Consider the following 19376-nt stretch of genomic DNA (forward strand, 5'->3'; position numbering starts at 1 on the left):
ATCAGTGGCGGTGATGGCAATGACATTATTTTTGGCGGCCAAGGGATTGATTTTATTCAGGGTGACGGGGGTACTGACTTGATTTACTCAGGTAAGGAAGGCGATCGCATTTACGGCGGCGATGGCGACGATATCGTGTTTGGCGATGGGGGTAACGACTACTTATTTGGAGAAATGGGTGCCGACACTCTCACAGGCGGATTGGGTTTTGATGTGTTTGCGATCGCGATCGGTACTGGTGGAACAAGTTTAGCCACCGCCGATGCGATCGCTGATTTTACGCTAAATCAAGACAAAATTGATTTAATTAGCCCCCTGGCTTTTAACCAGTTAAATATTTATCAAGGAACAGGTGCTTTGGAGAGCGATACTATAATTCAGTATCAGGTAACAGGGGAATATTTAGCTATATTGAAAGGAGTTACTGCCAGCAGTATAGTTCAGGCAGTAAATTTCGTGGTATAGGGTTCGGCGATACCGATAAATTTTGCATCCCATCAGGAGTGTGGTTACACAGCCCCATTGTAGACGTTTTTAATTAGCATAAATATTTTTTATTGCTAATCACCTATTTAAAAAGTAAGAGATAGCCAATGAACGAGCAAAAAATTCTTTCAACTCTAGTTTTTATTGATTCAAATGTTGAAGATTACCAGACTTTAATTAGTGGCGTTTCCCCAAATGCTGAGGTAATTATCCTAGATGAAACGCTCGATGGCATCAAGCAAATCACCGAAAGGCTAGCACTTGAAAAAAATATAGAAGCAATCCACATCATCTCTCACGGTAGTCCAGGTGCAGTACATCTCGGTGCAAATACACTCAACAGCAGCAACATAGAAAGCTTCGCCCCTGGACTCAAACAGTGGCGCAAAGCCTTAATTCCCGGTGCCGATATTCTCCTCTACGGGTGTAATGTCGCGGCTTTTCATCAGCCCTGGCAAATAGAATTCGCGGCTATACACACAAATTCCGCCTGCGCGGACTATGGAATTTCAACCGACGCAAATGAGTTTAGTTTGTCTAGTAGCGGTTTTAACCGCCCCGTTGAAAATAGTCCTACAAAACCCACAAAACCTAACCAATTCCTTCAACGCCTGAGTGAATTAACTGGTGCTGACATCGCCGCCTCTGCCAACCCCATCGGCAATGCCGCACTGGGTGGAAACTGGGAACTGGAAGTAAACATCGGTAAAATTGACGCGCCTTTAGCCTTCACTGAAGCTGCAAGACTTAATTACGCATCAATCTTGGCGGCGGGTGACTTAGATCCCACATTCGGGACTGGTGGCAAAGTTACTACTGATTTTAACGGCTATACTGACTGGATCAATGCAGCCGAGCTCCAAAGTGACGGCAAAATCGTCGTGGCAGGGTACGCCTCTAATGGCACTTCCACTGACTTTGCCCTAGCCCGCTACAATGCTGACGGCACACTGGATACCAACTTCGGTACGGGTGGCAAAGTCACTACAGATTTTAACGGCTTCGACGACACTGGTAATGCCGCCTCGATCCAAAGTGACGGCAAAATCGTCGTGGCAGGGAAGGCCTCTAATGGCACCTATACTGTCTTTGCCCTAGCTCGCTACAATACTGACGGCACTATCGATAGCAATTTCGGTACTGGCGGCAAAGTCACTGCTGATTTTAACGGCTCTAACGAAGACGGCCATGCCGTATCCATCCAGAGTGACGGCAAAATTGTCGTCGCCGGGTCTGCCTATAATACTGGCAGTGGCAACAATGACTTTGCTCTAGTCCGCTACAATCCTGACGGCACACTCGATACCAGCATCGGTTTCTTCGGCCTGGTCACTACTGATTTTAGTTACGGTGACGACTTCGGTTATGGGGTCTTTATCCAACCTGACGGCAAAATTCTCGTGGCGGGGATTGCTTATAATGGCAGTGACTATGACTCTGCTCTAGTCCGCTACAATGCTGACGGTACACTTGATACCAGCTTCAACGACACTGGCATAGTTACTACTGATTTTAACGGCGGTAACAGCAACGAAGCCAGAACAGTTTCTCTCCAGAGTGACGGCCAAATAGTCGTTGGGGGGTATACTGCCGTTACTGGTGGCGGCAATGATAACTTTTCTTTAGCCCGCTACAACAGTAACGGCACACTCGATACCAGCTTCAATGGCACTGGCAAAGTCACTACTGATTTTTTCGGTAGCTTAGACTATGGCAGAGTTACATCAATCCAGAGTGACGGCAAAATTGTCGTAGCGGGGAATGCCTTAAATGCTGGCACTGGCAATGATGACCTTGGTCTAGCCCGCTACAACAGTAACGGCACAATCGATACTAACTTCGGTACTGGTGGCAAAGTCACTACAGATTTTTACAGTGGTTACGACGGTACTGGTGGCGTGTTAATCCAGAATGACGGCAAAATTGTCCTGGCCGGGTATGTCACGAATGGTAGCTTTTATGACTTTGGTCTAGCCCGCTACGGGACTCCCGATATTGCGATAACTTCACCCACAATCGCCGCTGCTAATATTATCTCCGGTACTCTCAAGCAGCCGCTATATCAATTAAATTTAGCCGTAACTGGTGTTAATACCCAATTCACTGGTTTAACCGCTACCACCGGTGGTACTTATCAAACTTCTGACATTGCTACCAACGGTTTCAAACTATGGTATTCCACTGATAATCTCTTGGATGCCAGCGATACTGTTTTGAAAACTCTGCCACCTGTCGCTACTGGCAGCAACTTAGCTTTTACAGGACTTTCTCAACCTATCAATTCTGGCACAACAGGCTATTTATTCCTAACAGCCGACATAGCAACTGGTGCGACTGATGGAAATACAATTAACATTCTTCCACCCACTTTACCCAACATTACTTTTACAGAGGGAAACAAAAGTGGAACGCCGACAGCTAGCGGGTTACAGACTATTGTTACTCCTCCTACAGTAACATCCATCGTTCGCGCTAACCCCAATCCGACTAATTTATCTAGCCTGAATTACACCGTAACCTTTAATAAGACTGTAACGGGAGTTGACAGCGGAGATTTTGCTCTTGTACCTACAGGCATCACAGGTGCAAACATAGCCGGAGTGACGGGTAGTGGCAATACTTATACTGTCAGCGTCAATGCGGGTACTGGCAGCGGTACTTTAGGGTTAAATTTAGTAGATGATGACAGCATTAATACCTCTGGCATACCGCTGGGCGGTACGGGTACTGCCAATGGCAATTTGACAGGAGAAGTTTACAGCATCGATCAAACATTGCCAACTGCTAGTATCACTCCTATTGCTGATATTACGACAGCAGGCGGTACAACCCAGACTTTTACTGTTACTTTCAGCGACGATAATGCCATAGATGTTAGCAGTTTAGATAGTTCGGACTTTCTAGTAAACTGGTCAGGTGGTGCAATTCCGGCTGCATTTGTCAGCGTCGATACTAACAGTAACGGCACACCTCGCATCGCTACTTATTCACTGACTCCGCCTGGGGGAAGTTGGGATGATACAGATAATGGCAGTTACGCTGTTAATTTGCAAGCATCGCAAGTAAAAGATACTTTTGGCAATCAAGTTTTAGGTAGCAATTTAGGCAGTTTTACTGTTAACATTCCCACGCCCACACCAACTCCGACTCCAACTCCAACTCCAACTCCGACTCCGACAACAACTCCGACTCCGACAACAACTCCGACTCCAACTCCAACTCCAACTCTAACTCCAACTCCAACTCCAACTCCAACTCCAACTCCAACTCCGACTCCGACTCCGACAACAACTCCGACTCCGACTCCGACAACAACTCCGACTCCGACTCCGACAACAACTCCGACTCCGACAACAACTCCGACTCCGACAACAACTCCGACTCCGACAACAACTCCAACTCCGACAATCACTCCAACTCCGACAATCACTCCGACTCCGACAACAACTCCAACTCCAACTCCAACACCGACTCCAACTCCAACACCGACTCCCACCCCAACTCCAGGTACTCCCGCTGTCATTATCCTGGAACCACTTGGCAGTACCAACGTACTCGAAAGCTTGGGCAGCGATATATACAAAGTGCGATTGAATACTCAGCCAACTGCTAATGTCACCGTCGCCATTACCCCTGAAACTCAAGTTACTGTCAGCGTATCTGCCCTTACTTTTACTCCCGCCAATTGGAATGTCGCTCAAACGGTAACGGTGACTGCGGTTGACGATGCGGTTGTTGAGGGCGATCGTGTCAGCCCAATTAGCCACGCCACTAGCAGCACGGACACATTGTATAATAATCTCGTCACCCCTCTCACAGTCAATATCAGCGATAACGATAACTTAGGCGATGTCACAACCTTGTTGAAAAAGTCAGTAATCGGTTTGACAGATAAGGACGATCGCCTCACAGGATCGGCATTGAATGATATTATCCACGCACGCCCCGGCAATGATTATCTTCATGGCAAAGCAGGAGATGACTTGCTTTACGGACAAAAAGGGGATGACGGTATCAGTGGCGGTGATGGCAATGACATTATTTTTGGCGGCCAAGGGATTGATTTTATTCAGGGTGACGGGGGTACTGATTTGATTTACTCAGGTAAGGAAGGCGATCGCATTTACGGAGGCGATAGCAACGATATATTGTTTGGCGACGGGGGTAATGATTACTTATTTGGAGAAATGGGTGCCGACACTCTCACAGGCGGATTGGGAAATGATGTTTTTGCGATCGCGATCGATACTGGTGGAACAGACTTAGCTACGGCCGACGTGATTAATGATTTTACCCTCAATCAAGACAAAATTGATTTAATTAGCCCCCTGGCTTTTAGCCAGTTAAATATTTTTCAAGGAACAGGTGCTTTTGTTAGCGATACTATAATTCAGTATCAGGTAACAGGGGAATATTTAGTTATATTGAAAGCAGTTACTGCCAGCAGTATAGTTGAGGGAGTAACTTTGTAGACTTCGTATGTTGTTGCGCTTTAGCGCTAAAGCGCAACAACATACCTACCCGATTTCGATCGCCTAGTTTGTAGGGTGTCTCAGCAGTCGATCGTACTTTTGCTGTGATTTTCAGGTATAGCAACCGCTTAATTTAAATTGTGTAGCCTGTCTTTGATTTTGGTGCGAGTCACCAATGCAGACTCACAGCGTTCCCAGTAAATTTTAGCAACGCGATCGCCCGGATTCTGACGCCAACACTCGGAAAACAGCCGCGCCGCTTCAAATAACTTCCCTTCCGAGTAAAGTGCCCTAGCTTCTGCAAACAATTCGAGCGTAGATAACTTGACCTGTTTAATTTCTGGTGGATCTGCATCAAACACCTCATAAATCGTCACAGCTTCGGATTTTCCCTTGACTTTTACCGTGTCTAGAGTGCGGATTGCGTACTGAGATGGATTTTTCAGGCGCGTATAAGTTGGCTGGGTAATTAACAGTGACACCCCATAATTTTTTGTCAAACTTTCCACGCGAGAAGCTAAATTCACCGCATCGCTGATTACCGTACCGTCCATGCGATTTGGTCCGCCCACAGTTCCCAGCATCAAAGAACCCGTATTAATCCCAATCCCAATCTGAATCCGCGCACAGCCCGAGTTGGTGCAGTATTCATTATATTCAACGAGACGGTGCAGCATTGCTATTCCCGCTTTCACCGCATTATCAGCTTCCCCACTAAACAGCGCCATAATCGCATCGCCAATATATTTATCAATAAACCCGTGATTTTGATTAATAACAGGTTCCATACGAGAAAGATAGGAATTGATAAATTTGAAATTATTCTCCGGCGTCATAGTTTCCGAAAGCGTAGTGAAATCACGAATGTCGGAAAACAACACCGACATTTCTAACTGTACTTGGTCGCCCAATTCTACATCTATGATGCTTGATTTCTCTAAAAACTGGAGGAATTGATGGGGAACAAATCGCTCGTAAGCTTTGTTGAGTTGAGCCAGCCTGCTTTCATTTTCGCGTACTTCTGTATAAAGCTTAGAATTTTGAATCGAGATCGCCGCCTGTCCAGATAACACTTTTAATAGTTCAACTCTTTCAGGGGTAAAAGCTCCCGCTGTCAGATTATTTTCTAAGTAAACAATACTAATGATTTGAGATTGGTTAATCAGCGGCACACATAAAATTGATTTGGGCTGATGCTTTCGGATGTGGGCGTCGTTAGTAAATTGTCCCGATCGCGCAGCATCATCCAGTACCACGCTTTCTTGAGTCCGACTCACATAATTGACAATGGCGGAGGAAAGGTCTTGACAGGTTTCAACGGGGATTGACTGCAACACTGTGACGAGTTCATCATTGATTGTCCCTTCAGCTTCAATGAACAGTTGTCCCTGGCTTAACAAAATCAGATAGCCTCGTTGCGCCCCTGCATTTTCCATCAAAATTTTCATCAAGCTAGACAGTAGCTTATCTAGCATAATTTCTCCAGAAATCGCCTGAGAAGCCTTCATAACAGCGCTGATATCTAGGTGATTCCCCGAACCCGTCGTTGTCATTGCTACGGTAGTTTGAATATTTTTCCTTCCCGGTTGAGTTACCGCGAATAAGTGGGGATATCGCGTTTCTAAATCCGTTACCTTAGCAGTGGCTCCCCATTCAACATAACAATAATAAGCCTCAAAAATGTAGGCTTGAGCAACTTTTGTTTTGCCCCATTCCCCGTAGAATTTGGCTGCGATTTCGTTTGCCAAGGCTTCGTCATTAACATATTTGTTTTCTTTTGCTCCAGAAATTGCGCGATCGTACATTTCAATCGCCTCGGCTTTATTGCCCAACACCCGTTGCCGTTCTGCTTCCACTAAATACCATTTATGCAGATAATTCATCGGAGCATTTTGCGCCCACTGTTGCAGCGTGGTTTGATGGGTTTCCACTAAGGAAATAATTTCAGTTTGCTCAATTGCTGGCTGTGCGGGAAAAAGTGCCAGGTGCGTCAGGGCGGCATAAAAATGAAAAATTGGAACAAAAGCCGATCCAGATACTCCCATCAAATACTGTTTGACTTGGGAAATGTGGTCTAGGGCAGCCGTGTAATTGCCATAGCAGTAAGCAAGCAGCAGTTTGTAGATGCAGGCACAAGCGATCGCCGTGAATTCATTATCCTGATAGTGCTTGGGAATCATCACCGTTTCATCGTAGGCAGAGCCTATTAACAAATCCGGCCGAATACTGCTTTCCCTCAAGTTTTGCACCGTCTGCTGAATCATATCCAAATAAACCCGAGCAGAATATTGTTTCAACTGCGCCATCACAGCCCTGTAACTTGCTATTTCAGGTTCCCAAGTTTCTAGTTCTACACCAGCGAATAAATGAGTATAAAAACAAATATATATGTTGTAGCCAGCATTTACAAAGTCGCCTGTTTCCATACCAAACCTATAGCCTTCTTTCAGCGTCGGTATCGTTGCCAAAAGAGCTTCTTGGCGATGCTGAATCCAACCACCAAACAAAAGCAGAATTATAGACTTGAATTCCGGTACATTGAACCTATCGAGCAATGAAAGTGCCAATTGCCCAAAGGCATAGCCGGTTTCCACCTCTTGTAAAAAGGCACAGAACACCATCCCGTGCATCGCATACCCCACCGTCGATGCGGGTGCATTCCCAAAGGAAAGCGATAAACTCACCATCGTTGAGCTAAGCAGGGGCAGCAAACCGGGCATTCCCTGGAAAATGGGTGGAAACAACATACCAGACAGTTGCATAGCTGCCTGAGTCTGTGGATTTGTCATCACAGATAGGTCAACCAATTCCTCAATCTTTCTGCCACTTAGTTGGGCCGCAAGGGCTTGCAGCGCTTTGCCAATCTTAGCTTCATCAGGTTCGGCAGGAAGTTCAATCCCCAATTGTAAGAGTGCGTCTCTTGCTACTGCGATCGTTTCTAAAACCTTGCTCTGGGCTGTCTGAGCAGCAATTTTAATTTCGTAAATTTTAACTCGATCTAAAATTGTTTGGGCTTCTTGTAAAACCAGTGCTGCCATCTGTTTCATACCATCAAAATCACCATTCAAATAGGCAATTTCAGCAGCAGCAACGTAAAGATTTAGCGCCAATTCATATTGAGTTTGCCAGCATTGAGGAGTCAGTAGCTCAATTCCCGTCTGTAGATAGATATTTGCCGCCGCGTAGGCGGTAGAATTTCTAGCCTTACGTCCAGCTTCTAAGTTTAGTTGAGCTAAGGCTGAGCGTTCACTTAATTGATGGATTAACTCAATTCCTTGATTTAAATGCCCTACAATATCAAAGATTTTTTCTTCTGTTTCTATGTCGGAAGAACTTTGTAGCAGTAACTGTCCAATTTTGAGATGGGTGGCTTGTTTTCGATCGTCGGGAATCAATGAATAAGCTGCTTGCTGGACGCGATCGTGCAGGAACTTATAAGTGGGATTAGCAACAGACTGATTGGGGGATTCAGCATCTGCTTGAAGGAAGTTATAGCCTTCTGAAATCACTAAAATGAGTCCTTCTTGCAAGGCTTTCCACAGCGCTGATGCCGTTTGTTCTGGTAATTCTTCGCTGACTATTGCCAATGTCTCTAAATCAAACTGCGCCCCAATGCACGCGGCAAGTTTGAGAACATCCTGAGTTTCTGCAGGCAACTTCTGCAATTGCGCCGCCATAAACTCCACCACATCCGAGGCGTCGGCAAATTTAAGTTCATTAATATCGCACTGCCACCCCCCTCTACTGCCTCCCTTAGTAAGAGGGGATTGAGGGGGGTTAAAAATAATTTGACCGTCTTCATACAACGCTTTGAGGAATTGAGTCGAGAAAAAGGGATTACCTTGGGTTTTTTGATAAACCAATTCTGTCAGGGGCTCGGCTAAAGATAAATCGCAAATCAGCGTATCTGCTACCAACTGATTGAGATCTGCTAAACTCAACGGTTGCAGAGTAATCGTATTTACCGTGGCTCCCGACTTCACAATCTCATCCACCGTCAACATAAACGGATGAGCCGGTGATACCTCATTATCCCGATAAGCACCCAATATCAAGAGATGCCCCGTATCCTCCATCAACAGTTGTAGCAATTTCAGCGATGCCGAATCTGCCCACTGCAAGTCGTCCAGAAACATCACTAAGGGATGTTCTGCTTGGGTAAATACTTGCACAAATTTCTGCATCAGCAGATTGAAGCGATTTTGTGCTGCACTCCCCGACAATTCTAATGCAGGAGGTTGAGCGCCAATGATGCGTTCCAATTCAGGAATTACGTCAATCAAGACTTGCCCGCTCTCGCCTACTGCTGTGAGTATCAGGGTTTTCCATCTGTGTAACTGAGCGTCACTTTCTGATAATAATTGTCCCATCAATTCCCGAAATGCTTGCACAAATGCGCTGAAGGGGATATTGCGCTGGAATTGGTCGTATTTGCCTTTAATAAAATAGCCGCGCTGTCGGGCGATCGGCTTATGCACTTCATTCACTACTGCGGTTTTTCCAATCCCTGAAAAGCCAGCTACTAGCATCATTTCGGCACTAGCATTACGAACTCTTTCAAAGGCAGCTAATAGATGAAAAACTTCTGTTTCTCTGCCGTATAACTTTTCGGGAATCAGGAAATGGTCTGTAAGATCCATGGTTCCCAAGTCAAATTCTGCTATGCTATCGGTTTCTTGTAATTGAACCAGACACATTTCTAAATCCTGCTTGAGACCCAATGCAGTTTGATAGCGATTTTCCGCATTTTTTGCCATCAGCTTGCTGACAATTTGCGAGACAATTAGGGGAATTTGTGGCTCGATTTCGTGCGGTGGAACTGGCTGTCTGGCAATGTGGCAGTGAACTAGCTCTAAAGCGTCTTCTGTCTCAAAAGGCAGTTTTCCTGTCAGCAATTCGTAAAAGGTGACGCCGAGGGAGTAAAAGTCAGTGCGGTAATCGATAGAGCGATTCATCCTACCAGTTTGTTCCGGCGAGATGTAAGCGAGGGTTCCTTCTAAAATGTTGGGATTTTTCAGGGTTGGCATTTCTCGCGTTAGCTGAGTGGAAATGCCAAAGTCGATAATTTTGAGCTGTCCGGTTGCTGGATTGAATACTAAATTAGAAGGGTTAATATCTTTGTGGATAATATTGGCGCTATGAATTTGCCCTAAAGTTTCAGTGGCGGCGATCGCCAGGATCAGAAACTCCTTGAGGCTAAACTTTCGCTGCTGCATCCATATTTTCAAGGATTCCCCGCCAAAGTCCTCCACAAAAATCACAAGGCTATTTTGGTATTTTTGCAAGTCATAAACTTGCACGACTCCCGCCTCTTTCAGCTCTCTGGTGATACGGTATTCGGTGCGGTAGCGTAGCAATTCTTGAGGTGTGGGGTAGCTTTCTTTGAGCAGTTTCAGGATGAGCGGTTGGCGATCCGCTTCCCGAATCCCCCGGTAAACCAGAGAGTTGGTACTTTCGTAAAGCAGTTTCTGGACGGCAATGCCTGGAATGGAGAGCATATTTATTTTTTTGGTAAAAATTAACGTTTACTCAAAACACACCGGATTCGTTGTGTCGAGAATAGCGCTTTAGAAAGGAACAAATTATGTTTTTATAACACACTCTTAGTTTTTCGGCAGCGAAGTGGCTTTCAGGTCGTCTGGCAGAGTAAGGGTAAGGAGTTATAATGCGACGTATCTAAGCCTTGTTAATTCTCAACTCCCTGAATTGTCACCGTTTCGGTTCTCCAAACATCGTTAAAAATTGTCCCACCCCCAGCGCTAAGTAAAACTTTAAATCTATATATTGTCACAGGCACTTTGTTTAAAACCGCGCACATCAAAGGATTTCAGAAGAAACAAAAAAATTGAGAGATCGGCTTTTATTAGAAAAAATATCTTGAGTCGCGATTGTCAAAGTCACGAGGGTGTCCCCCCGCTGGTTCTAATACTATGTGTTTTTCAACAATTAGCATCAGTCCCCCGGAAAGTTCAAGTAAAGTCAAAAAATCAAGGCAAGCTAACGATCCAACACGATCAAATATAGTCGTTTGTAGGCAATAAGGGGAACAAGCAGTGGAAAGAGCTGCCAATAGATGCCTTAACCAAAGAAATTCTAGGGGTTTATAGCAACCCTACATGAGTCGTAAATTTTTTACCCCAGCCCACCCAACCCTCCCCTTAGTAAGGGGAGGGAGTAAGAAATTCACAAATGATTTAGGATGGCTATATATAGGAAGTCTAGTTGAAATGGGTGCTAAAGGTTTGTCAGATTCAGTCCCAGTAGTTGAGAGACGATGTGCTGTCTATTATACAGATTTTTGGGTCGCATATAAAAAAGTTTTGCCTCGCCAGCGACACAAATCTGTCGGGAAAGATACGGGCAAAACTTCTGATCTCTAAAGATGCAAGAACTCCCTGATGAACAGGATATCTCGCTATTGTTGTAAGAAAGAGCCTTTCCTAATCTAAAAAGCTCTCACTCAAATCATGTGGAACCTTTGTGGTATTTTATTCATCAATACAACGCTTCTTTACCCCTAAAAGGATTGAGAATTTTTCCTTGCTATGCAGGACTACCAGACTTTGTTCTCAGGATTTTGGAGAGTCATTTATCTACTTCCGCTTACCCTTCCCCGCTACAAACTCCCGCAGTCGCAGTAAACTGGCGGTTTGCCCCAAATTCAGCGGCAGCAGCGACACCCCCTCCAACCGAGACTGCACCCAACCATCGCCCCAATACCACTCGTGAAATCCGTCAATTCCCTGACTCAATAACAGCCGCAGACAATTGTGCTCAACAATATCAACGTGATGCTGAACTGCCACGGGGCCCAGCCAACTTGTAAAGGTCAAACCTCGAGTAAATTCTTCCGGCAAACCGCTAGACAACTGTTGCGGCCACAGCCACTGCTGCAATTGACTCGGACGCAACAAGCTGTCTCTAATCGCTGTTTCGGAAGCTTCAAGCTCAATCCGCAGGTTGCTTTGTTGAAAATTACCGAGCATAAGAATTTTAGATATAAGTGCAAGTAACTTTAATGTAACTTATTGTACTGGTTCTAACCTCTTAGGGGCGGGCAAGATGCCCACCCCACAAGCAGAAAATTCATCGGTTGTGGAACAGGCCCGAAAGCTTGTTCAGCCTAGAAACCCACCCCACAAGCAGAAAATTCATCGGTTGTGGAACAAGCCCGAAAGCTTGTTCAGCCTAGAAACCCACCCCACAAGCAGAAAATTCATCTGTTGTGGAACAAGCCCGAAAGCTTGTTATTAGAAGTTCGATCGCACACCAGCGCACATCAACGCACATGAGCGCACATCCGCGTTCATCTGCCGTTAAAGATTTAAGATATTCGATCGCACGCCTCGCCCCAGACCCGATTTTCGTATCGAACTGTTAAGCTCTGTTTCATTTCATTGAAATCTCCCCTGCTTCACCCCACCGCATCCAAACTCCGTGATACCATCACACCTGAGTAATGCCTATAGAAAAAAACTGGAGAGAAAAGCTTTGACACTAAGGGTTGCAGTAGTAGGTTCAGGCCCTGCGGGTTCTTCCGCCGCCGAAACATTGGTAAAAGCAGGCATCGAAACATACCTATTCGAGCGTAAATTAGACAACGCCAAACCCTGCGGTGGGGCGATTCCCCTGTGCATGGTCAGCGAATTTGACTTGCCGCAAAATATTATTGACCGCCAAGTCAGAAAAATGAAAATGATCTCCCCCTCCAACGTCGAGGTGGATATCAATATTGAAAACGCCCACGAATACATCGGTATGTGCCGCCGCGAAGTGCTCGATGGCTTCATGCGCGATCGGGCAGCTTCCTTGGGTGCAAAACTGATTAACGGCACCGTTCACAAATTAGAAATTCCCGGAAACAATACAGACCCCTACACTCTCCACTATGCCGACCACTCCGACGGCAGCGCCATGGGAATTCAGAAAACTCTGAAGGTGGATTTGGTAATCGGGGCTGACGGCGCTAACTCCCGCGTAGCAAAGGCGATCGACGCTGGCGACTACAATTATGCGATCGCCTTCCAAGAGCGCATCCGCCTGCCAGAAGATAAAATGGCTTACTACGAAGACTTAGCCGAAATGTACGTCGGCGACGACGTATCTACTGACTTCTACGCTTGGGTGTTCCCTAAATACGACCACGTAGCCGTCGGTACCGGCACGATGAAAGTCAATCAAGCCAGCATCAAAAAGCTGCAAGCAGGCGTCCGCGCCCGCGCTGCCAAAAAACTGATGGGCGGTGAGATTATTAAAGTGGAAGCTCACCCCATCCCGGAACATCCGCGTCCCCGCCGAGTTGTCGGCCGAGTTGCCCTCGTAGGCGATGCAGCAGGTTATGTTACCAAGTCTTCTGGCGAAGGTATCTATTTTGCCGCCAAGTCTGGCCGGATGTGCGCCGAAACTATTGTGGAGATTTCCAATAAAGGCGCGCGCATTCCGACTGAAGAGGAAATCAAGCTTTATCTGAAGCGGTGGGATAAAGCCTACGGCATTACTTACAAAGTTCTCGACATTTTGCAGCGCGTATTTTACCGTTCCGACGCTACTCGCGAAGCTTTTGTGGAAATGTGTGCCGATCGCGATGTGCAAAAGCTCACATTCGATAGCTACTTGTATAAAACAGTAGTACCGGCCAATCCTTTCGTGCAGATGAAGATTACTGCGAAAACCATTGGTAGCTTGTTGCGCGGCAATGCTTTAGCGCCTTAATTCCCTCCGGACCAGTACACTTTGTATAAAAAAGCGGGCAGTTTTATGACTGCCCGCTTTTTTTCAATCTTAAAATAACAAACGCCGAATGCGCGAAGGAATACGAAGAAGAAGAAGAATTGTTAGTTCAAGTTCAACTGCACTAACGTATCGGGGGCGAGGAAGTGGGAAATGTGATAAGCCCGTTCCTCGGTTTTCAGCAGGATTTTTTCGTAGAGGTAGCGCGTAGCTCGATCGCCCAAACTTTCTGCTTGTCCTGCTTGACGGCGCAGCAAACCTATAATAGCTTGTTCCGCCGTCAAATCGTGTTCTAGCATTTGGCGGCAAGAATATACGCCGTCGGCTTCCGGCTCAAAACAGCACAGCTCGGCTAACTTGCTAAAGCTAGCTGCCGGTATGCCGCCCAACCCGTTTAACCGTTCGCCCAACTCGTGGACGCTATCTTGAGCTTCTCCGTAGCTTTCTTCAAAGAATTTGTGCAAGGAGTAAAATTCTGCCCCTTCCACCACAAAATGATGTTTTTGATATTGCAGGTATAGAGCCTGAAAACTGGCCAGCAGCGCGTTCATCCCTTCACAAATCGGTGCTGTGACTGAATGTTCCAGTAGAACTGGGTTGTCGGCTATGTGGCCAAACGGTCTCAATGCACTCTGAGTCTCAGCCATGTGTGTTCTCCTCTCAATAGGCAGTTTTGTTGCCAATAGAGTCAGTCTAGCACTGTAAATTTACCAGTCAAGCAGCGTCTGCCTCCATAGTGGAAGATTTTATAGAGTAGGAAATTTTTTTTCTAAACCTATTGAGAATTATTAGCAGTTGGGTTATGCTTTAAAAAGATCCTCGTTCTGAACGCTTCCTGAAAGTGGGGCGAACCTTCTGAAGGCAGAAGGCAGAGGGCAAAAGGCAAAATTTTTTAGGAAGGGCTGTTGATAATCCTTGAGGTTCTTCGGAAATCTAGCTTTGAACTTCTGCCCGCTATCAGTCAGGGTAAAAATTAATGCAAATTATTACTGTTGTCAAAAAATGAATCCAGCAGATCCAGAATTAGAAGTTTGTGACATTGTGCAAGTTAGTTGGCTAGATAGGTGGCAAGTTTACAAACGCTTGCAAGAGCTAGAAATTCCCTGCTGGTGTGCAGTTGACCAACCTTTGCGGGCAAAAGTCAACACTGTCAAACAAGCTGCTCAGTTAAAGAGCGTGTTGAGGCAAGTCAGTGCCCCGAAGGGCGAACTCGTGCAGTGGCTGGAGTGCTGCTGGCAAAGGGGCTAAAGGAAGCAGGAAGTTAGGCAAAGAGCAGCGTACAAGATGTAACGGATGTAACGAATTTAAAGGAGTTATAACAATGTATAAATCTGGCAAGCAAGTTTCCGAATTCAGTTTAGAGGGAGAAATCCTCGGCCTGATTATTGAAGATGGGTGTAAACTTAAATATTTGCGAATTAGTAGCGATCGCGGAGTAGAATATCTTGTTAAACTTTGCAAGGAATTGCGGGCATTTCTGTCGCCTATTTTGACACCGGGGTTGAGAGTTCAAGTTGTAGGTGAGAAAGAACTCAATTTGAAAAACGGTAAAATAAAACTTAAAGCTCGCAGCCTCAAGCTGGCTCAGGGTAACAACGATCGATCGCACGAACACCTTGACTCCACCAATGGGCCTGTTGCGGTATTGACATCGGACGATCGCGCGATCGGCAAAAGCGAATTTACCTCTCCCACAGCAGCTCAAACTGTAAAAACTCCGGCAAAAACCCAAACCAAAATATTAGTATGTCAAAAATCAGACTGCCTGAAGCGGGGCGCTGGAGGAGTCTGTAAAGCTTTAGAAAATGCTTTGAATGCACGCGGTTTAGAAGACAAAGTGACAGTACAGGGAACCGGATGTCTCAAACAGTGTAAAGCGGGCCCAAATATAGTTGTGATGCCGGACAAAACTCGCTACAGCCGCATTGCACCGGCAGAAGTTCCAGCAATCATTGACAAACATTGTGCAGTTGTTAAAGCTTAGGCGATCGCACGCATACCGAAACAGTGCGTTAGACATCAGGAAAAATTATTTTGATAGGACTCTGGATCAAAAACTCACGTCTGTAGGGTACTCATAGGCCCATCTTAGACCTGAATTTGAGTTCGGGTTGTAGCTAGATCGCGCCAATCGATTCAGAGGTTATTGTCCCAAAAAAACGGAAAAATGCCAAAAACTATCACTTAGGGGCTTCCTTCTGTAGAATCTCTAAGGATAGACTGTATCTGAGACCCTGTGAGTATTGGGATAAAAAGCCATGTCAGAAGCTGATCTTCGAGCCCATCAGCACCAACCGCACCCTGCTGTTCCATCCGATACCAAACCATTGCAGTCAGATTTTGCTGATGCTGGGGGTTTTGAGCCGATCGCCCCCGATGCGACAGACCTTCCCGCAACGGTTCCCCAACAGCCAGAAGAAGACTGGCAAACAGTAGATTTTCCCAACGCCATCAGCGTAGATGCAATTCCCACAAAACCGGAAACAAAAAATTCGCAATCTCCGACACAGCCGGCGGAGGCGGGCTCGCCCCCGATTTCAGAGAACCTAAAAAATATGCTTGGGAATGCCGAACAGGTCAAGGGCAAAGGATCGACCCCTGTCACGCTAATGCAAGCGCTGCACGAATGCAACCGCGACCTTTTGCAGCGCATCGCCCAGCTAGAAACAGCTCTTGAAGAGTCCCAAAAAACCTTGCAGAATCGCGAAACTTTGCTAGAACAGCGGACTGCAGAACTCGAAAATACTCAAGAACAATTGACGCGGTTGTTTGGCAAAGTGGAAGTTTCCCATCAAACCCTCCAAAGTCAAGAAATTTTAGTCGAAAGTTTAAGAAGTCAGTTGGCAACCAGCCAAGTCAGGCTAGCGACTGTGGAGCGAGAATGTGCGTCTACTGTGCAGCGCTACAACGAACAGTTACACCAGTTAGTAGCCACAGAAAATATTTGCAGGGAATTGCGAGCCCGCTTGCACCGCCAGCAGCGCCACACTCTGCAATTCAAAGCTGCCTTGGAAAGAAGTTTGGACAGGCCGCAGGTAAAGTCGCCGAAGAGCGAGCCGCCTGACAATGGTCTGGACACCGCCAGCGCACAATTAGAATCTTTGCTCGCGGCGGTCAAAAGCTCTCAGATGCCGGTGCCACCAGCCTTCAACGCTTCCCCTGTCCAACCTTGGTCGGAACCAGAAGAGGTTCCAGAGGTAGTCGCTGCTGCCGAGGCGATCGAGCCTGAATCCCCAGCCCCTCTAGAACTCAACAAATTAGCCGAAGTATCCGGCATTCAATTGCACAAGAGCGAAACCAACCAGCCTGATGAGCCGGCACCTGACTCGGCCGAACCGGTTGCGGAACCTGAACTGCCGATGGCTGAGTCAGAACCCGCCGAAACTGCTACCAAAGTGGAGGCTCAAGAATTGGCTAGGGCTTTTCAAATTTTAAATTCAGTTGAAACCTTTGGCATTCAAGAAGTGCGATCGAGTGTGGCAAAACCTACAGCAGTCGCCCAACCAGACTGGCTGAGCTTGATTGCCAGTCCGCTGCGGGCTTCTAAAAAACGCCGATCGCTAGCTGAAATTGAATTGCCGAGTTTTCGATAGCGAACTGAAGTTGCTAGTTTTGAGTCTAAAACTCAACACTCAACACTCAACACTCTTTTCTCCCCTTTCCCATGCCGTAGGTGAGAGCATAGCTGGTAGCCAACAGCCACAGCCAAACAGCCGGATACCGGGGTTCCAACCAAGGCTGTACCCTGCGGGCGAAGCTGGGAAGCCATCCGAACAGCAAACTGGCCAAAGCCAGCAGAGTAAAATTCACGTAACTTCCCAGCCAGCGCCAAATATCCCCCAAGGTGACAAAATCTAAAATCCACAAGAGGAGAGAAGGATTTTTTCCGGCTGCTTCGATAGCTAGTCTATTGAAAGTTAGCCAGTCGGTTCTGTCTTTAATAAAAGTTTCGGCTACGGCAAGTTTTTGTGCTGCCAAAATACCGAAAAAGGTATTGAGAATTGAATTAATTCTTTGAGGTGGCAAACTGCTCCCGGTAGGAACCATCATGCCTTTAGAAAATAGCCACGTTACTGAAACATTGCTCTGGTAGGCGCGAATTTGGTTTAAGTGATTTGCCGTCAGCAAATTGTGCTTTAAAGCTGTATCCAACAGGTCTGTTAAGCGGAAAAGATTGCGGACGAGGGAACCGAATCCGGTGAAAACGAGGGGAGATTGCAAGGATGCTGCGTCGCCGATCGAGATTAGGCGATCGATCGCCACGGAGCGATCGCTGCTTTTGCTGCTAAAATGCCCCGGAATATAACCAAAGGTCGGTTTTTTCCACACCAATTTATCGACATCGCAGCGGCGGTATTCCGGCAAAATTGCGAAAAAATCCTCGTACATTTCCAGCAAAGAACCGGGATTATCGGGATGTACTTGGTGGTAGTGAAATAGATAAACTGTCAATTCTGTGCCGGCGCCTGGAAACAACTCCCAAATGAGCTGGCGTCCACGGGAAATGTCCCCGTGAGTGTAGAGCACATCCCCGTAATCGGAATCCCATACTCCCGGCTCAAATCCTCCGTCGATGACTGCCCCCACAGTCGGACAAACGCTGTCAAAAGTCCGCCCTTCGTTCAATTGCCAAGCGATCGGAGAAGCCGAACCCATTGCATCCACCAATAGCCGTCCTAATGCAGTGCGATCGGCTTTTGTCGGCAAGTGGCGGCCTTGAACTACTACTTTTTCCGCTTCAACATCGGCTCTAAGAAACTCAGTTTCGTCCCAGATTTCTCCACCAGCTTCTGTTAACTTCACTCCCGCTAAATTCAGCAATTTCTCTCCGTCCAAAGCTACATTTAGTACCTTTGGTGTGTGCAGAACTGGCGCTTGAGCAACGGGCGGATTGTTAGCATCAAAAAACTTGTTGTAGCCATCTTTGTATTCTCTGGCAATCAAAGTTTCTATTTCTGCAGCAGTAAATAAACCCAAATCAATTAAGCTTTGAATTTCATCCCGCGAAATATTCCACTCGCGATTCATCCGCCCGAAAGGCATTCGTTCAACTAGCAGCACCCGGTAGCCCAATCTCGCCATGACTGCCGCGTGAATCACTCCCAAGGCCCCGCCAATATAAATTAAGTCGTAAAAAGTATCGCCAGCATCAGACACCGAAATTGTACCCTCTTCCTTCTTCCCTGTTCCTTCTGCCTTCTTCCCTGTTCCCTCTTCCTTCAAAAACACTACTTGTTTTGGCGTTTGAGGATTGCGAGTGCCTTCGCGCCAACGCTGTTCCCACCAGTAGACGCGCTTGAGGTCGTATTCGCCTTGAGGCATTTTTTGGAAGTATTTGACGGTCAATGGGTAATAGGGGGCAAGAGCCTCAAAAATTGACTGTTTGGAGAGGTCTATGAGAGGGGGTTCCCGGTAGCGATCGGGAAACTTGTTTCTCACAGCAAGATTGAGAGCTTCCAGGAACTTTCTTTCTCCAGCAGGCGCCTCTTCTAGACGAAAGACTTTTAAATAAGTGGTGCGCTGCAGTGACCAGACAAAGGTGGAAAGTTCTGTCGATCGCCAATTTGGGTTTCCTGAATTGGGGTCAGCGCAGGGGGGTTTGGGATTGGCATTTTGAGTTCCAGACTTGAGAACCTCGGCTGTTGTGGCTGGTGAAAGCAGTCGAAAGCCGTCAGCAGTAATAATTTT

General features: G+C 46.5%; 10 protein-coding genes. 6 read left to right on the forward strand and 4 right to left on the reverse strand.

Annotation, left to right across the window (positions count from 1 at the left end; translation table 11 throughout):
• Positions 1-465 (forward strand): calcium-binding protein (locus tag QUA45_RS22925; protein ID WP_445305343.1); only part of this gene is annotated, 465 nt, incomplete at its 5' end.
• Positions 466-593: 128 nt separating this feature from the next.
• On the forward strand, positions 594-4958 hold the full coding sequence (locus QUA45_RS22930) for a DUF4347 domain-containing protein (RefSeq protein WP_333222202.1): 4365 nt from the start codon (positions 594-596) through the stop codon (positions 4956-4958).
• 128 nt (positions 4959-5086) lie between these two features.
• Here the strand turns inward: QUA45_RS22930 and QUA45_RS22935 are convergent, their stop codons facing one another.
• Positions 5087-10456, reverse strand: coding sequence for an AAA family ATPase (locus tag QUA45_RS22935; RefSeq protein ID WP_333222203.1), 5370 nt, complete (start codon positions 10454-10456; stop codon positions 5087-5089).
• A 1095-nt stretch (positions 10457-11551) separates the two neighbouring features.
• A complete protein-coding gene (locus QUA45_RS22940) occupies positions 11552-11944 on the reverse strand; it encodes a hypothetical protein (RefSeq protein WP_333222204.1) in 393 nt (130 codons plus the stop codon).
• A gap of 505 nt (positions 11945-12449) precedes the next feature.
• Between QUA45_RS22940 and chlP the strand changes: the two genes are divergently transcribed.
• Positions 12450-13670, forward strand: a complete 1221-nt coding sequence (gene chlP / locus QUA45_RS22945; RefSeq protein ID WP_333222205.1) for a geranylgeranyl reductase — start codon at positions 12450-12452, stop codon at positions 13668-13670.
• 122 nt (positions 13671-13792) lie between these two features.
• Here the strand turns inward: chlP and QUA45_RS22950 are convergent, their stop codons facing one another.
• Complete coding sequence (locus QUA45_RS22950; RefSeq protein ID WP_333150752.1) at positions 13793-14335, reverse strand: Dps family protein; 543 nt, start codon at positions 14333-14335, stop codon at positions 13793-13795.
• Positions 14336-14690: 355 nt separating this feature from the next.
• On the opposite strand from QUA45_RS22950, the gene QUA45_RS22955 reads away from it, so the two are divergent.
• The 3 genes from QUA45_RS22955 (at position 14691) to QUA45_RS22965 (ending at position 17281) form a co-directional block, all read left to right on the forward strand.
• The gene (locus QUA45_RS22955; protein ID WP_333066856.1) at positions 14691-14936 is read left to right on the forward strand and encodes an Asr1405/Asl0597 family protein; all 246 of its coding nucleotides are present in this window, start codon (positions 14691-14693) and stop codon (positions 14934-14936) included.
• Between the two features lie 73 nt (positions 14937-15009).
• Complete coding sequence (locus QUA45_RS22960; protein ID WP_333222206.1) at positions 15010-15672, forward strand: (2Fe-2S) ferredoxin domain-containing protein; 663 nt, start codon at positions 15010-15012, stop codon at positions 15670-15672.
• Between the two features lie 274 nt (positions 15673-15946).
• Positions 15947-17281: a hypothetical protein gene (locus QUA45_RS22965; protein WP_333222207.1), complete on the forward strand. Its 1335-nt coding sequence runs from the start codon at positions 15947-15949 to the stop codon at positions 17279-17281.
• Between the two features lie 46 nt (positions 17282-17327).
• Here QUA45_RS22965 and QUA45_RS22970 read toward each other — a convergent pair whose 3' ends face one another.
• Positions 17328-19373, reverse strand: a complete 2046-nt coding sequence (locus QUA45_RS22970) for a flavin-dependent dehydrogenase (protein WP_333222208.1) — start codon at positions 19371-19373, stop codon at positions 17328-17330.
• Positions 19374-19376 lie beyond the last annotated feature (3 nt).

This window comes from Microcoleus sp. Pol12A5, from assembly GCF_036701435.1.
In the GTDB taxonomy this organism is placed as follows: domain Bacteria; phylum Cyanobacteriota; class Cyanobacteriia; order Cyanobacteriales; family Microcoleaceae; genus Microcoleus.

Excerpts from the sequence above, each read along its gene's own strand:
- QUA45_RS22930 (WP_333222202.1), top strand. The coding sequence starts at position 594 with ATGAACGAGCAAAAAATTCTTTCAACTCTAGTTTTTATTGATTCAAAT.
- QUA45_RS22935 (WP_333222203.1), bottom strand. The coding sequence starts at position 10,456 with ATGCTCTCCATTCCAGGCATTGCCGTCCAGAAACTGCTTTACGAAAGT.
- QUA45_RS22940 (WP_333222204.1), bottom strand. The coding sequence starts at position 11,944 with ATGCTCGGTAATTTTCAACAAAGCAACCTGCGGATTGAGCTTGAAGCT.
- QUA45_RS22950 (WP_333150752.1), bottom strand. The coding sequence starts at position 14,335 with ATGGCTGAGACTCAGAGTGCATTGAGACCGTTTGGCCACATAGCCGAC.
- QUA45_RS22955 (WP_333066856.1), top strand. The coding sequence starts at position 14,691 with ATGAATCCAGCAGATCCAGAATTAGAAGTTTGTGACATTGTGCAAGTT.
- QUA45_RS22960 (WP_333222206.1), top strand. The coding sequence starts at position 15,010 with ATGTATAAATCTGGCAAGCAAGTTTCCGAATTCAGTTTAGAGGGAGAA.
- QUA45_RS22965 (WP_333222207.1), top strand. The coding sequence starts at position 15,947 with ATGTCAGAAGCTGATCTTCGAGCCCATCAGCACCAACCGCACCCTGCT.